Annotated in this window: 14 protein-coding genes, 4 tRNA genes, 1 pseudogene and 1 riboswitch; of the genes and pseudogenes, 16 read left to right on the top strand and 3 right to left on the bottom strand. The window is 46.4% G+C overall.

What is annotated here, in order from left to right; translation table 11 throughout:
- Positions 1-7: 7 nt before the first annotated feature.
- Positions 8-256, top strand: coding sequence for a hypothetical protein (locus tag BUA14_RS19435; protein WP_072774107.1), 249 nt, complete (start codon positions 8-10; stop codon positions 254-256).
- 82 nt (positions 257-338) lie between these two features.
- Here the strand turns inward: BUA14_RS19435 and BUA14_RS19430 are convergent.
- A pseudogene (locus BUA14_RS19430) lies at positions 339-1,402 on the bottom strand (GGDEF domain-containing protein).
- A 239-nt stretch (positions 1,403-1,641) separates the two neighbouring features.
- On the opposite strand from BUA14_RS19430, the gene BUA14_RS19425 reads away from it, so the two are divergent.
- The 8 genes from BUA14_RS19425 (at position 1,642) to BUA14_RS19390 (ending at position 8,136) form a co-directional block, all read left to right on the top strand.
- Positions 1,642-2,004 carry a YccF domain-containing protein gene (locus BUA14_RS19425; RefSeq protein WP_072774106.1) on the top strand — a complete coding sequence of 121 codons (363 nt, stop codon included), beginning with the start codon at positions 1,642-1,644 and terminating at the stop codon, positions 2,002-2,004.
- A 54-nt stretch (positions 2,005-2,058) separates the two neighbouring features.
- Entirely contained in the window at positions 2,059-2,247 is a 189-nt protein-coding gene (locus tag BUA14_RS19420) for a hypothetical protein (protein ID WP_072774105.1), read from the top strand.
- Between the two features lie 68 nt (positions 2,248-2,315).
- Positions 2,316-3,452 (top strand): aldo/keto reductase, encoded by a 1,137-nt coding sequence (locus BUA14_RS19415; protein ID WP_072774104.1) that lies wholly within the window; start codon positions 2,316-2,318, stop codon positions 3,450-3,452.
- Positions 3,453-3,485: 33 nt separating this feature from the next.
- Positions 3,486-4,118, top strand: a complete 633-nt coding sequence (locus BUA14_RS19410; protein ID WP_072774103.1) for a flavodoxin family protein — start codon at positions 3,486-3,488, stop codon at positions 4,116-4,118.
- Between the two features lie 172 nt (positions 4,119-4,290).
- On the top strand, positions 4,291-5,007 hold the full coding sequence (locus tag BUA14_RS19405; RefSeq protein WP_072774102.1) for a DUF1287 domain-containing protein: 717 nt from the start codon (positions 4,291-4,293) through the stop codon (positions 5,005-5,007).
- 115 nt (positions 5,008-5,122) lie between these two features.
- A complete protein-coding gene (locus BUA14_RS19400) occupies positions 5,123-5,986 on the top strand; it encodes a nitroreductase family protein (RefSeq protein WP_072774101.1) in 864 nt (287 codons plus the stop codon).
- Positions 5,987-6,184: 198 nt separating this feature from the next.
- The gene (locus BUA14_RS19395; RefSeq protein WP_072774100.1) at positions 6,185-6,682 is read left to right on the top strand and encodes a helix-turn-helix domain-containing protein; all 498 of its coding nucleotides are present in this window, start codon (positions 6,185-6,187) and stop codon (positions 6,680-6,682) included.
- Positions 6,683-6,765: 83 nt separating this feature from the next.
- Positions 6,766-8,136, top strand: a complete 1,371-nt coding sequence (locus BUA14_RS19390; RefSeq protein ID WP_072774099.1) for an APC family permease — start codon at positions 6,766-6,768, stop codon at positions 8,134-8,136.
- A 154-nt stretch (positions 8,137-8,290) separates the two neighbouring features.
- Here BUA14_RS19390 and BUA14_RS19385 read toward each other — a convergent pair whose 3' ends face one another.
- Positions 8,291-9,721, bottom strand: a complete 1,431-nt coding sequence (locus tag BUA14_RS19385) for a C40 family peptidase (protein WP_072774098.1) — start codon at positions 9,719-9,721, stop codon at positions 8,291-8,293.
- A 2-nt stretch (positions 9,722-9,723) separates the two neighbouring features.
- Positions 9,724-9,859: riboswitch (cyclic di-AMP (ydaO/yuaA leader) on the bottom strand.
- A 192-nt stretch (positions 9,860-10,051) separates the two neighbouring features.
- Here BUA14_RS19385 and BUA14_RS19380 point away from each other — a divergent pair.
- The 3 genes from BUA14_RS19380 to BUA14_RS19370 all read left to right on the top strand — a co-directional run bounded on the left by BUA14_RS19380 (position 10,052) and on the right by BUA14_RS19370 (position 12,335).
- Positions 10,052-10,969 (top strand): nuclease-related domain-containing protein, encoded by a 918-nt coding sequence (locus BUA14_RS19380; RefSeq protein ID WP_072774097.1) that lies wholly within the window; start codon positions 10,052-10,054, stop codon positions 10,967-10,969.
- Entirely contained in the window at positions 10,920-11,318 is a 399-nt protein-coding gene (locus tag BUA14_RS19375; RefSeq protein ID WP_072774096.1) for a secondary thiamine-phosphate synthase enzyme YjbQ, read from the top strand. The genes BUA14_RS19380 and BUA14_RS19375 overlap by 50 nt, the downstream gene beginning before the upstream one ends.
- Before the next feature lie 72 nt (positions 11,319-11,390).
- Positions 11,391-12,335: a DMT family transporter gene (locus BUA14_RS19370; RefSeq protein WP_072774095.1), complete on the top strand. Its 945-nt coding sequence runs from the start codon at positions 11,391-11,393 to the stop codon at positions 12,333-12,335.
- On the opposite strand, the gene BUA14_RS19365 is transcribed toward BUA14_RS19370, so the two are convergent.
- Complete coding sequence (locus BUA14_RS19365; RefSeq protein WP_207649557.1) at positions 12,324-12,977, bottom strand: superoxide dismutase; 654 nt, start codon at positions 12,975-12,977, stop codon at positions 12,324-12,326. The two genes, BUA14_RS19370 and BUA14_RS19365, sit on opposite strands and share 12 nt — an antisense overlap.
- Positions 12,978-13,299: 322 nt before the next feature.
- On the opposite strand from BUA14_RS19365, the gene BUA14_RS19360 reads away from it, so the two are divergent.
- The 4 genes from BUA14_RS19360 (at position 13,300) to BUA14_RS19345 (ending at position 13,649) form a co-directional block, all read left to right on the top strand.
- Positions 13,300-13,375 (top strand) — tRNA-Glu (locus tag BUA14_RS19360).
- A 5-nt stretch (positions 13,376-13,380) separates the two neighbouring features.
- Positions 13,381-13,456 (top strand) — tRNA-Val (locus BUA14_RS19355).
- Positions 13,457-13,462: 6 nt separating this feature from the next.
- Positions 13,463-13,538, top strand: a tRNA-Asp gene (locus BUA14_RS19350).
- A 27-nt stretch (positions 13,539-13,565) separates the two neighbouring features.
- Positions 13,566-13,649 (top strand) — tRNA-Tyr (locus tag BUA14_RS19345).
- Positions 13,650-13,675 lie beyond the last annotated feature (26 nt).

Here is a 13,675-nt window from a genome sequence, read left to right as displayed (position 1 = left end):
GGTTTTTATGGTTAGATATTTAAGGGTAAAAAAATTCCGTAAAAAGAAAAATGCTCAACCGGAGGTCGAGCAGCCTAAACTCATGATGGATGTCATCGAAGAAGAGTACCCGGAAAAGTATGATACCTTAAAAGAAAAAATTTCACAGCTTGGTCGTATGTTTACTCAAGAGGAATGGCTGACCATCCTGATGCGCTCCAGGGCGGAGCATGAACGCTTTCTGCCGAAAAAGACCAATCGGGAGCCCAGGGATTAGCCGGAATTGGAATTGTATGACCTATATGAGAGGACACCTATCCAGGTGTCCTCATTTCACGATTAGAATATGCAGTCCGGATTTACGAACAAGGTCCGCCGGAGTGTACTTTATTGCGGCCTGTTCTCTTGGCTATATACAGGGATTGATCCGCTTGTTCAACAATTTGTCCGATGTCCCTTAAGGTATCGGGATAGGTGGCCACTCCGATTGAAACTGTAATATTGATGGTTTTATTATTGGCTAATTGAAAAGGGTAATTCTCTACATTATGGCGAATGCGTTCTGCTATACGCAGAGCCTGAGCGTTGGGACAATCAAGCAGTAAAACGGAAATTCTTCACCCCCATTGCGGGAGACTTCATCAAATTCCCGGCAACTTGTTCTGAGGATTTTGCTTAATTCCCTGAGCACATAATCGCCCTCTTTGTGTCCGTAAGTATCGTTGACCTTTTTAAAGAAGTCAAGATCCAGCATGAGGAGGGAAAGATGCTCCTCCTTTTCCAGAGCATTATGTACAGCATTATTGAGGAGCAGGTCAAATTGCCTTACATTATTAAGGTCGGTGAGAAAATCTTTGGTGGATTCTTTTTGTAACCGCCGATATATCTTATTGGCTGTATTGTTATAACTCAGGTACCAGTAGGCAATTGCTGAGACAAGGGCATAAGAAAGCCAATAGATGAGCATGATTTTCAAGAAATCGGATTTATCTTTGAGCAGGTAGGTAAGGGTAAAGGATGAAGCAAAAAGGACAAAGAAGGTGGAGTAGGCCCATTTCTGCCAGGTCTTTAAGAGGGTCCGGGCGATTAGCCAACAGCCGACGGTATTAATAAGAGCTGTTACCACGCCAAGAAGAGCTCCTGTATTAAAGCCAAAGAACATCAAGCGAAACAAAGCAATCATAATCCCCGTAATATATACTGTAAGGGCGCCGCCAAAAACTGCCGACATAATAATGGGGATATTGCGAAAATCGATGATCGTAATTTCGTCAACAGGCATGGTAAAGAGCATGAGTACAATCCCCAGGGCTCCTGATAAAAAACCAAAAAAGAGCTTAGTCAGAAGGGCAGTACTCTCTTCCAGGTTGTAGTTTTTTAGCAACTGAGTGATTAAACTGATAAACGTAATGAGGATGGTCATATTAATAAATAAATCTTTTAACAAAGAAGCTTCTACCCCTTGCATCGAGTATAATGAGAGAAGTCAATAAAAAATTTTAGGTTTTATGTAAAGGTTATTTGATTATTATTTGTGCCTGATCATTATACATCGAATTAATAAGCTCAACAATATATCGGCAGCTTTTTTCATATGGGGCTGTGTTGAAAATGCATCATTACAGAGAAATTAAGAATTCCGGATGAAGTGGAGGAAAGAGTATGAATCTATTGGGCAATATAGTTTGGTTAGTATTCGGAGGGATCCTGGCGGCGATTGCCTGGTTTTTGGCAGGTTTGATTTTATGTATTACGATCATCGGCATTCCCTTTGGCCTTCAATGTTTTAAGATCGCACAGTTTGTTCTCTGGCCTTTTGGCAAAGAGATAGAATTAGGGAACTTCGGTGTGGGCGGATTGCTGCTGAATATTCTCTGGATACTCTTCTTCGGATGGGAATTGGCCGTGGGTCACCTGGTGATTGGTCTGCTGCTCTGCCTAACTGTTTTGGGGATTCCCTTTGGGATACAGCATTTTAAATTTGCCCAGCTTGCTTTCATGCCTTTTGGGGCGAAAATCCGTTAAGACGTTCCTACCACAGAATGTTCAAGAGCCTAAGCAGAGGGTGGGGGTGGGACCTTGGAGTACAAGCTTGAAGAACGGGAAGAAGTGTGCAGTGTGGCCAGCAAACTCGTTGTTTTAAAAATATACCGCTACCCCTCAGCCGATCCGAATGCGGAGGGAGAGGTTGCGGATTTTCATTGCAACCACAGCAGCGATCGCTGTGAATCCCGCTGTACTTATCGAATGCTTATGAACGATTATTAAAAGTCTTGACCTAAAGTTAAGTTTAGGTGCTATGATAGCTAATATCAGGATGCTCATTTTTGAGGTTCATGAAAATCATCGACAAAGGTGGCACAACAGTGAAAAAGTTAGGATTTGGAATGATGCGGTTACCCTTAATAGCTCAGGAGAATCCCCAGAGTATCGATCAGGAACAAGTGAACACGATGGTGGATTGTTTTCTGGAGAGAGGCTTTACCTATTTTGACACTGCTTACCGTTACCATCAGGGAATGAGTGAAATTGCGCTGAGAAAAGCTCTTGTGGAACGCCATGCCAGGGATTGCTTTACCATCACGGATAAAATGCCGGCATCTTTAGTCACGAAGAAGGAAGATTACCAGAGGATATTTGACGAGCAATTAGAACGATGCGGAGTCAGGTATTTTGATTACTATTTACTGCATGCCCTGGATGCCGCCAGATATGCTGCAACAGTGGAATACGGCGGTTTTGAATTTATGCGGCAATTAAAAGCGGAAGGTAAAGTAAAACACATTGGCTTCTCTTATCATGACAAGGCCGCCTTGCTGGATCGGATATTAACCGAACATCCGGAAATGGAGTATGTGCAGCTTCAGATTAATTACATTGACTGGGAGGATGAAGGAATCGAATCCCGCAAGTGCTATGAAGTCGCGACCAAGCATCATAAACCGGTCATCGTTATGGAACCCGTCAAAGGCGGGGCCTTGGCGACTGTACCTGAAGAAGCCGAGCAACTCTTTAAGGGTTATCACCCGGACCAAAGCATTGCTTCCTGGGCGGTCCGCTATGCAGCCTCCCTGGACAATGTCTGCATGGTGCTCAGCGGTATGAGCACCCTCGAACAGCTCATGGATAATACCAGTTATATGCAAAATTTCATCAGCTTAAAAGAGGAAGAACAGGAGCTCATCCAAAAGGCTATCGCCATAATCAACAATGACATAGCGATTCCCTGTACCGCCTGTGAGTACTGCGTGGAAGGCTGCCCGATGCAAATCCCCATACCGAAATATTTTTCTTTGTACAATAATCAGCAGCGCCATGGGCTGTCCACCCAGCAGACCTACTACCGGAATTTAACCCAGGACTTTGGCAAGGCTTCGGATTGCATCCGTTGTCAGCAATGTGAGCAGCATTGCCCCCAGCATATCCCGATTATAAAAGAACTGGCAGAGGTAGCCCGGGTTTTTGATGTATAATGGTGATGGAGAAAAAATGTCAGGAGGGAAGCCATGAAAGTTATATTAGTGAACGGAAGTCCTCACAAAGATGGGTGCACCTTTACCGCTTTGGAAGAGGTGGCTAAGGCACTGAATGAAGAGGGCATTGATACTGAATTTTTTCACCTGGGGACAAAACCTCTCAACGGCTGTATTGCCTGCGGACACTGTCGAAAACATCAACGCTGTGTTTTTTCCGACTCTGTCAATGAATTCCTGGACCTTGCCCAGACAGCTGATGGTTTTGTGTTTGGCTCCCCGGTCCATTACGCAGCGGCTGGGGGCGCGATCACTTCCTTTTTGGACCGGGTTTTCTACACTGATTCCGGCTCGGGGCAACAAGCCTTTTACTTAAAGCCTGCCGCCGCGGTGGTCTCCGCCCGCAGAGCAGGAACGACAGCAAGCCTGGACCAGCTCAATAAGTACTTTGCGATCAAGGAGATGCCGATTATCTCATCGAAGTATTGGAACATGGTTCACGGCAATACACCGGAGGAGGTCAGAAAGGATGAGGAAGGTTTGCAGGTTATGCGAACCTTGGGCAGAAATATGGCCTGGTTTCTAAAGTGTAAAGAAGCCGGGCTCAGAGCCGGCATACCATTTCCCTCTCAGGAAGAGGGGCTGAGAACTAATTTTATCCGCTAGCATTCTTCCTGCATCTAATTATGGAATGATATTGACAGAAAGCATATGGTCATTGGGCCATATGCTTTCTGTATAAAAAAGGATCTGAAAGGGAAGATGTAGAAATTTTTAAGAGATGAACCAAAAGGCAAGGATTGAGGATAATGCTTGGTTAGCCATAGGGGGAGCAGATATGTATCAATGCTTAAGGGGAGGTAAACTCCCCAAGAAGTCCGGTTATCGGAGCGCCTTAATTGTCGGTGCACTGTTGCTCTCATGCACAGGCTGCAGCAAGGACTCCGCCCCGGAAATAAGGCGTCTTGAACCCATACTTTATTTGCAGGTACCTACCATTGAGTGCCCTGTGGACAAGGATCAGGATGGCATCAGTGATCTGGAGGATATCGTGGCCGGGGGTAAAGAAGAAGTGCGGAAGAGGCCCCGTTATCGGGATGCTTATTATGCAGGAGGGTATCCTCCGGAGAATGAAGGGGTATGTACAGATGTCATTTGGAGAGCACTTCTCCATGCGGGATATGATCTTAAAGCCATGATCGATGAAGATATCCGCCAGAATACCGCTCTCTATCCAAGGGTTGACGAGGGGCGGGACGCCAATATAGATTTTCGCCGCGTGCAAAATCTAAGGGTCTTTTTCCAACGGCACGGTCAGGAGTTGACCACAGAAGTCATTCCCAATGATGTGGATAACTTAGCTCAGTGGCAGCCTGGAGATATTGTCACCTTTGCACTGCCCCATGAACACATAGCCATTATCTCTGATCGCCGCCGGCCTGATGGCGTTCCCTTTATCCTTCATAATGGGGGGCCCGTGGCTTCTGAAGAGGATCGTTTGCTCTCCTGGCCCAGTCCGATTACGGGCCACTACCGGTTTCCTAAATTTGAATGAATTTTTTTGGAGAAGCCGGCTGAATTTGCATTTTAACTCTAAATACATTTTAATGGTAGATGTATAGTAGATATAGTAGATAAAATAACGGAAAAGATATAGTGGAGGTTTTGATATGCCGGCAGAAGAAGTTCATCTATCCATGATCCAACAAATGAAGAAACGGATTTCCGTGAGAACGTATAAAGAAGAATTTCTGCACCCTGAGTTGAAAGAAAAGATTAACTTGGCTTTTAAGGATAATCAGGGACCCTTTGGCGGAGCAGTCAGATTTGAGCTCGTTGCAAGAGGGCTCGCCCAAAAAGAGGCTAATATAAAGCTCGGAACCTATGGCGTCATCAAAGGTGCTTCTTCCTATATTGTGGCGGCCATTCCAGAAGGAAAGCGGGATTTGGAAGACTTCGGGTATGTTCTCGAAAAACTGATCCTGTATGCTACTTCTTTAGGTCTTGGCACCTGTTGGTTAGGGGGAACGTATACAAAAAATGAATTCAGCAAGGCCATCGGGTTGCAGGCCGGGGAGATTATGCCTTGTATAACACCTATCGGCTATCCCCATCAGAAACGCAGTTTGCTGGAATCCGCCATGAGGTTAGCCGCGGGTTCCAAGAATCGCAAACCATGGCAGGAACTCTTCTTTAACCAGGATTTTAGGCGGCCCCTGACGGAGGCGGAGGCGGATAAATATGCTACACCATTGGAGATGGTCCGGCTTGCCCCATCGGCTTCCAACAAACAGCCCTGGCGAATTATTATGGCTCAGGGGAGGGTTCACTTCTATCTGCAGAGAACAAAAGATTATGGTAAAGGGCTGGGCTTTGATATTCAGAGAGTGGATATGGGCATCGCCATGTGCCATTTTGAGTTGGCGGCCAGGGAATTGGGACTGCCGGGTCAATGGCAGATCATCGAGTCCAAAACAGACGCAGCTGAAAGCACTATTCCGCCGGGCACACACTATATCGTAAGCTGGGTCTAGGGCTCCATAACACCTAATCTCATCCGACCGGTATTCCTCATTCCTCCATGAAATCCGGATGGAGAGCACCTTATTGAAGGCAATGGCAATAAGGTGTTTTCTTTTATCTATAAAATTTTCTCTTGATTAATATCGTTACTGATAATATTATAGTAAATGAGATAATTATCGAGAACAATATTAAAGCGAGGTGTTTTGATGGCTAGCAACTCTTTAAATAGTTTACTGAATCCCGTAAGAATGGATATCCTGCAGCTGTTTTTAGAGAATGAGACGGAAACGGTGAAGCGGATCGCTGAGGAGCTGCCCGGCCTTCCTCCGGCCAGCCTTTACCGCCATGTTAATAAGCTGGCCGAGGATGAAATCATCGAAGTTTGTGCAGAATATAAAATCCGGGGGACAGTGGAAAAGGTTTATCGTCTGAAAAACGATCCCTCGCTGCATTTCTACGCTTTTGCTATGACTTTGTTAAGGGATTTCGATAAGTATTTAGAGAATAAGGATTATGACCTCATTCAGGATCGAATTGATTTTCAAAGTTATGCCCTTTATCTCAGCGATCAGGAGTGTGATGAATTAGTGCAGACCCTCCGGGAAACACTTCATAAAGCGGCGGACACTAAAGACGGCGGGGGAGAGCGCCGATTAAGAAAACTTTCTTTTGCCGTTATGCCGGGAGATGAGACGAAAAAGTAAAAAATAGTCGCGCCTGTTATTGAATTGTGGCAATATTTTTGCTAAAGTTGTGGCTGTGACATCATTATGGAGGAGTGCTGCTTATGGATTATGAGCTACAGAAAAAGTATGGTTTATTCACCGCGATTGCCATGGTTATCGGAATTGTTATCGGAAGCGGCGTGTTTTTTAAAGCGGAGAAAATCTTGCTGGCTACCGGCGGGGATCTGCCCCTGGGTATTTTGGCCTGGGTGATCGGCGGCATGATCATGATTGTCTGTGCCTATGTATTTGCTACTATGGCGACACGTTATGAAAAGGTCAATGGGGTCGTGGATTACGCTGAAGCCACCATGGGCCGGGGCTATGCCTATATTTTGGGCTGGTTTATGACCACAATTTATTATCCGGCCATTACCTCCGTATTGGCCTGGGTCTCAGCCCGCTATACCTGCGTTCTCCTGGGGTGGGATATCGTAGGTGCGGAAGCGATGGCTATTGCAGGCTTCTACTTGGTGGGAAGCTATGCTCTCAATGCTTTGTCCCCGAAATTGGCGGGAAAATTCCAGGTTTCCACCACGATTATTAAGTTGATCCCCCTGATTTTAATGGCTGTCCTGGGGACCGTTACCGGGTTAAGCAACGGTGTTTTGATTAAGAACTTTACCAGTGGCGTTATCGCTGATGTATCAACCGCCAATCCTTTGTTTACCGCTGTGGTGGCCACTGCTTTTGCTTATGAAGGCTGGATCATTGCCACCAGTATTAATGCGGAATTAAGAGATGCCAAAAAGAATCTTCCTCGTGCCTTAACCTTTGGCACGATGTTTGTCGCTCTAATTTATATTTTATACTACACCGGGCTTGCCGGTGCCGTGGAAAACAGCGTGATCATGGAAGGGGGAGAAACCGGAGCCAAGATTGCCTTTTCTACAGTCTTCTCTAATCTTGGCGGGTCCGTACTCTTTGTGTTTGTGGTCATCTCCTGCTTAGGAACCCTTAATGGATTAATGCTGGGATGTACCCGGGGATTTTACTCCCTGGCCGCCAGAAATCTTGGTCCTCAGCCCCATATCTATAAGAATATTGATGCCAACACCAATATGCCGACCAACTCCGCCATCATGGGACTGTTATTTACGGCAGGGTGGCTGCTCTATTTCTTTGGCGCAAACTTGGTACCCATTCATGGCTCGGCTCCCTGGTTTGGCCCCTTTAGCTTTGACAGCTCGGAGCTCCCCATTGTCACACTGTACGCTATGTATATCCCCATCTTTATGATGATGATGAAAAAGGAGCAATCCTTAAGCGCCTTTAAACGGTTTATTATGCCTACTCTGGCGATCTGTGCCTGCGTCTTTATGGTCATCGCTGCTGTTTATGCTCACCGCTGGGCGGTTCTCTACTATCTAATCCTTTTTATAGTGGTTATGGCAGTGGGCGGAATGTTCTATTTTACTAAAAAGCCTCACTAGAGATATTTTTCAGGAGATCACACCTTCTTTAAATCACGGGAAGGTGTTTTTTTCTGTGGTGCTGCCTGAGGGGCCGGAGAGCCCTATTAATTAAGCCAGGAGCTTGTCCTCTCGGAACAGCCCCTGGCTTTAAGAAATCTTAATGGTCAGGCAACTAGTAACGGCGTGCTCCCAAATAGCGGGGGCCATAAAAGCTGTCGCTTACTCCGGAAACCTTAACCCCACTTCCGGGATTGGAGGCGTGAACAAACTTGCCGTTACCGATGTAGATACCTACATGAGAGGCTCCGGAAGCATAGGTGCTGAAGAAGACCAGATCTCCCGCTTGTAAATTATCTTTGCTCACAGATGAACCTGAATTGAATTGATCATAGGAGGTTCGGGGAAGGGAGATCCCGGACCCGGAATAGATGTACTTGGTAAAGCCGGAGCAATCAAAACCACTGGTACTGGTACCTCCGAAAACATATTTCGCACCTTGAAAGCTGAGAGCCCGATCGACAAGGGAAGAACCGTTGGCACTGCCCCGCGAGGTGGCAGAGGCTACATTGACTGTTTGCTTGCTGGGACCTTTAGAGACGACTTCATCAACGGGTTTCTCGACAATCTTCTCATCGAGAACTTTTTTGGCTACCTCGACACCGTTTCTCTGCTCATAAGAATAGGTTACAATTTTGGAACCGTTACTGCCTTTAGTGACAACTTTAGTTTGGCCCGGGTTAAGTTTATAATCAGTTTTAGTGACTACGTCATAAGGAATGATCTCCTGTCCGGAATATGTACCTTGGCTTACGACAGTCAGATAAGGTTCAACAGTGACAAGTTTGAGCACATCTCCCGGTTTGATCACAGTGTCTTCAGTTGCCCCGGAATTCCCGGCCAAAACTTCGGCGGTCAACATATTATTTTTGCGGGCGATCAACCACCAGGAGTCTTTTTCCTCTACAGTATATTCTTTTGTGGTAACCTGGCCTTCGATGAGCTGTTCATAAGCCAGCTCCAGGGAGGTCATTTGGCTGGGCTGAATGGAAACCTTTTCAATGGTTACTTCTTCTAAGAAGCTGACGGAAGTGATCTTGTTTTCATCGCTGGATTTGGAATAGTACTCTTCGTATTCTTTAAGTAATTTGTCCGCGTCTTCTTTACTGGGTAAATAAGCTATGGGGGTTCCATTGGCCAGAACTTTGTAGCCTTCCAGATAATAGCTCAAAGAGTCGGCTAAGTTTTCTTCCTTGATTTCAGACTCTTTATAAGCGCTGTTTTTGATGCGGACACTTTCATAGTTGATCTGGTCCCGTGTCTTGGCAACGACACCATAGGGCTCCCCTTTTTCCTGGAGGTATGTATCCACAAGGGTTTGTCCGCTAAGGGAGTTTTCCACATAGCCCACTTGCTGGCCGTTGATCATCACAGCCGCCGCAGTGGTCGTCGTTAGAAAATAAAATCCTAAGCTGCCGGTCAGGACAAGGGTAACTGTCAAAGAACCAAGAACACGAGGCGATTTCCAAGAAATGTTTTTTGCAATTTTTTGAACTTGATCGGACGCAGAAGTCTTGAATTGAGACAAGCTTTCCTTAAAATGCATGCTCAGACACCTTTCTTAGCCTACGGGGTTAGTTGACGGATTCGGGCGAAAGTGTAAGCCCTACGCACAGGAAGTGCGATTCACCCCAGAAATTTAGTCCCCCGCTCTAGGATACCCCAGATTAGGCTTTTATTATAAATGCACGTATTTTTATTCTGATTCGACATCAAGTTCTAAAGTTCCTTCATTAATACTTTATGAAATACGTGGAAATTCATTACATATTTTGGGGTGAAAGGATTCAGAAGTTAGTTATTCACCTTGGAATATGGTAAAATAGTGGCATGCTGTAAGCCAATAATGGAGCAATTGATGACTAGGGGGATAGCTTTGTTCTTTTGGAATCGAAAAAAAGCAACAAAAAAAATATCTCCTGAACCGGAAGCGGCTCAGGAGGTTTGGCAAAGGAAGAAATATAGAACCAATTATTATACTTATAACTGGGCAAAGGAAAGAGGCTCCTTGCGGAGCAAGAAACAACGCAAACATGAAATAGGGGAATATAAGCTTGAAGTGGGGCTTGCCCACTTACCAAGATGCTTTCGCCGGCTGAGCAATCTCCTGTTAGGAACCAAGGGCCGCTTCCACCAGATTGATCATGTTCTGATCTCTCCTTATGGAATTTTTCTTTTAGAAGCCAATAATTTATCGGGACTGATCGTAGGGGAAGAAAAGGAACCCAAGTGGTATCAGGCGATTACCTGGAGGGTGAAGACCTTCCCCAATCCGATCATGGAGAACCAGGTCCGGGTTCAGGTGCTGCAGGAGCTGGCGGGGCTTGATAAAACTATTCCCGTGTTTTCCTATGTGACCTTTAACCGGAGTTGCAATCTGAAAGTTTTTTCGGGTGTGGTCTTTTATGATATAGATCTGCCGGCTTCAATCCTGCAACTGGCCCAGAATCAGCCTGCGGTGCTCAGTGATGAGGAGATCCTTGAGATTGTGGAGAGGATAGAAAAAATCAATCTGACCGATCTGGGCCTGCGCAATGAGTATGCGGCCCGTCAGCGCCGGGAAAGAATGCAGTACAGACCCAAGTATGGAGATATTCGCTGCAGTATTTGTCAAAAGGCTGTTAACGAGCGCATGGCCCGCTATTGTTTAAACCGGTCTGAAAAATTCGCCTGGAAAATCTATTGCGAAAAGCATCAACGGGAAATGACCCGGGTGGTGAGACGGGAAGGGGGGAGAGAAGAACATGGTCCATACCCTGAACCTACAGACTCAAAAAAGGAATCAATGGATTGATATTACTTCTTTAATAGAAGGTTTTTTGCAAAATTTCCAGTTCAAGGATGGGGTGGCAGTGATTTATTGCCCTCATACCACGGCGGGAATCACGATTAATGAGAATGCCGATCCCGATGTTTGCCGTGATCTTCTGAGGCGGCTGGATGAGCTCTGCCCTTGGGATATGGCTCAGGATAGGCATGGGGAAGGGAATTCGGCAGCCCATTTGAAGGCCAGCCTTATAGGGAGCTCTCAGACCGTCATCGTTAAGGATGGCCGGCTGCTTTTAGGCCGCTGGCAAGGGATTTATTTTTGTGAATTTGATGGTCCCCGCTCCCGGCAGTGTTTTGTGAAGTTTATAGGTTGAACGAGCCGGATTATTAAAAAGTGAAGGGCAAAGGCAAGTACCCGATTGGAAGCAAGTACTTGAAAGAGAATAATGAATGAACTTATAGTTGAAAAGCGTGAAGAAAAGGCTCAAGGTATCAGGACAAAAGCTGTCAGAGGGACGATACTGACGCTTATCGGCGGGATTAGCTGGGGTTTTTCCGGTGCCTGCGGACAATACCTTTTTTCGGTGAAGGGCATCGACCCTCATTGGGTTACCGTAGTACGGATGCTTACGGCGGGACTGCTCTTATTTTGTTTGGTTTTATTTAAATACAGGGAGCAAATGGTCGGGTTGTTCAGCAATAAAAAGGACCGCTGGACCCTCATTGTTTTTAGTATATTTGGGCTGATCGCCTGTCAATATACCTATTTATTGGCCATATCTCACAGCAATGCGGGAACGGCAACGGTGCTGCAGTACTTGGGACCCTTATTGATTATGATTTTCGTTTGCGGAATGGACAGGCGGCTGCCCACGAAGACAGAAGGGGTGGCGATTGTTTTAGCTGTAACCGGCACCTTTTTATTGGCCACCCATGGCAATGTCAGCAACCTGGTCATATCGACCCAAGGCCTTTTCTGGGGCCTGATGGCCGCTTTGGGATTGATGCTGTACACCATAATTCCAGGGAAAATTATTAACAGATGGGGGAGCATCGTCGTTACGGGCTGTGGTATGTTGATGGGCGGGTCGATTTTGCTTGTGTTTATCCGGCCCTGGCAGATTCCCGTCTCCCTGGATTGGCAGGTGTTTTGGGGGATGCTGGCGATCATTGTGATCGGAACGGTGGTGTCCTTTACCCTGTATTTGCAGGGGGTCAGTGATATCGGGCCGGTAAAGGCCAGCATGATCGCCAGCGTAGAGCCCGTGTCAGCCGCTTTGTTCTCCGCTTTTTGGTTGGGCACAGCCTTTGTCTGGATCGATATGGTCGGATTTGCTTTGATCATCACCACAGTGATTCTGTTGACAAGGCAAGGGAGTTCAAGGGATTAAAGCCATAGGGAACAGCAATTGCATGGCATGCTCAAGACGTCTTTCCACCCCATACCAATTGACGATATGCCACCAGTTGTTGACATAGTCGCTGCGCCGGTTTTGATAATCAAGATAATAAGCATGTTCCCAGGAGTCGATGACCAGGATGGGGATTCCGCCGGCCTGGTATAGGTTTTGATGCTTCTCGATGGTAAGTATCTCTAACCTGCACCAGGCCGGTTGCCATACAAGCAACGCCCAGCCGGAGGCTTCCACTTGATTGGCGGCGGAAGTGAATTGTTCCTTAAAGCTATGAAAACTCCCAAAGTAATTGACCATATGGGTGAGGGTATGGGGGCCGGGGGTACCCTGGCCCATTCCTGAGGGGGCCATGGAGGTCCAATACAGGCTATGGAGAATGTGTCCTGAGCCATGAAAAGCTAATTCCCGTTCCCAGTGCTTTACCAAAGAGAAATCCTGCCGCTGCCGGGCATCGACTAAAGCCAGCTCGGCTTTGTTTAATCCTTCGACATAACTTTTGTGATGCTGGTTGTAATGTAAATTCAGGACATGAGCACTAATCACCGGCTCTAAGGCGTTATAAGCATAGGGAAGCCCTGGCAATTGGTGCTGGCCGGGTGGTACGCTTAAAAATTGCATCCCAATAATTCCTCCCATCAGATAGACTATGAGTGTCTTGAGATAGAATACGCATACCTTAAGTAGTTGTGACTGGTCAGGTTATTCTCAAAGTGAAACCTTTTGAGTTAACCTTCTCTGGGCAAAGGTTCTGGAACAAAATGGATCGGAGGCTTGGTATTTTCCTGACAAAGTGCGGTATAACTAACTAGAAACAGGGATATATAACCAGATATTGTGGGAATTTAAGCGCATAGTTCTCCTAAAATATGCCTATTCTACTAAATAGAAAAAAGTATTTGACAAGTAAAGCTAGTCCATGTAATATAGTTATTGCGCTAGCGGCCCATTGGTCAAGCGGCCTAAGACACCGCCCTTTCACGGCGGTAACACGGGTTCGAATCCCGTATGGGTCACCAAATTCGGGCGATTAGCTCAGCTGGGAGAGCGCCTGCCTTACAAGCAGGATGTCGGCAGTTCGATCCTGTCATCGCCCACCAAAATCCGGCCCCGTGGTGTAGTGGTTAACATGCCTGCCTGTCACGCAGGAGATCGTCGGTTCAAGTCCGATCGGGGTCGCCATTTTAACTTTATAGCGCAACACATTGTGGGTAGATGGCCGAGTGGTTAAAGGCGGCAGACTGTAAATCTGTTCCGAAAGGTACGGTGGTTCGAATCCATCTCTACCCACCACTAAACATCGCGGAGTGGAGCAGCGG

It is taken from the genome of Desulfitobacterium chlororespirans DSM 11544 (assembly GCF_900143285.1).
Classification (GTDB): domain Bacteria; phylum Bacillota; class Desulfitobacteriia; order Desulfitobacteriales; family Desulfitobacteriaceae; genus Desulfitobacterium; species Desulfitobacterium chlororespirans.
The sequence above is the reverse complement of the archived record's forward strand: the minus strand, read 5'-3'. Positions and strand labels throughout refer to the sequence as shown.

Coding starts and splice junctions, on each gene's coding strand:
- BUA14_RS19435 (WP_072774107.1), top strand. CDS start 8: ATGGTTAGATATTTAAGGGTAAAAAAATTCCGTAAAAAGAAAAATGCT.
- BUA14_RS19425 (WP_072774106.1), top strand. CDS start 1,642: ATGAATCTATTGGGCAATATAGTTTGGTTAGTATTCGGAGGGATCCTG.
- BUA14_RS19415 (WP_072774104.1), top strand. CDS start 2,316: ATGAAAATCATCGACAAAGGTGGCACAACAGTGAAAAAGTTAGGATTT.
- BUA14_RS19410 (WP_072774103.1), top strand. CDS start 3,486: ATGAAAGTTATATTAGTGAACGGAAGTCCTCACAAAGATGGGTGCACC.
- BUA14_RS19405 (WP_072774102.1), top strand. CDS start 4,291: ATGTATCAATGCTTAAGGGGAGGTAAACTCCCCAAGAAGTCCGGTTAT.
- BUA14_RS19400 (WP_072774101.1), top strand. CDS start 5,123: ATGCCGGCAGAAGAAGTTCATCTATCCATGATCCAACAAATGAAGAAA.
- BUA14_RS19395 (WP_072774100.1), top strand. CDS start 6,185: ATGGCTAGCAACTCTTTAAATAGTTTACTGAATCCCGTAAGAATGGAT.
- BUA14_RS19390 (WP_072774099.1), top strand. CDS start 6,766: ATGGATTATGAGCTACAGAAAAAGTATGGTTTATTCACCGCGATTGCC.
- BUA14_RS19385 (WP_072774098.1), bottom strand. CDS start 9,721: ATGCATTTTAAGGAAAGCTTGTCTCAATTCAAGACTTCTGCGTCCGAT.
- BUA14_RS19375 (WP_072774096.1), top strand. CDS start 10,920: ATGGTCCATACCCTGAACCTACAGACTCAAAAAAGGAATCAATGGATT.
- BUA14_RS19370 (WP_072774095.1), top strand. CDS start 11,391: ATGAATGAACTTATAGTTGAAAAGCGTGAAGAAAAGGCTCAAGGTATC.
- BUA14_RS19365 (WP_207649557.1), bottom strand. CDS start 12,977: ATGCAATTTTTAAGCGTACCACCCGGCCAGCACCAATTGCCAGGGCTT.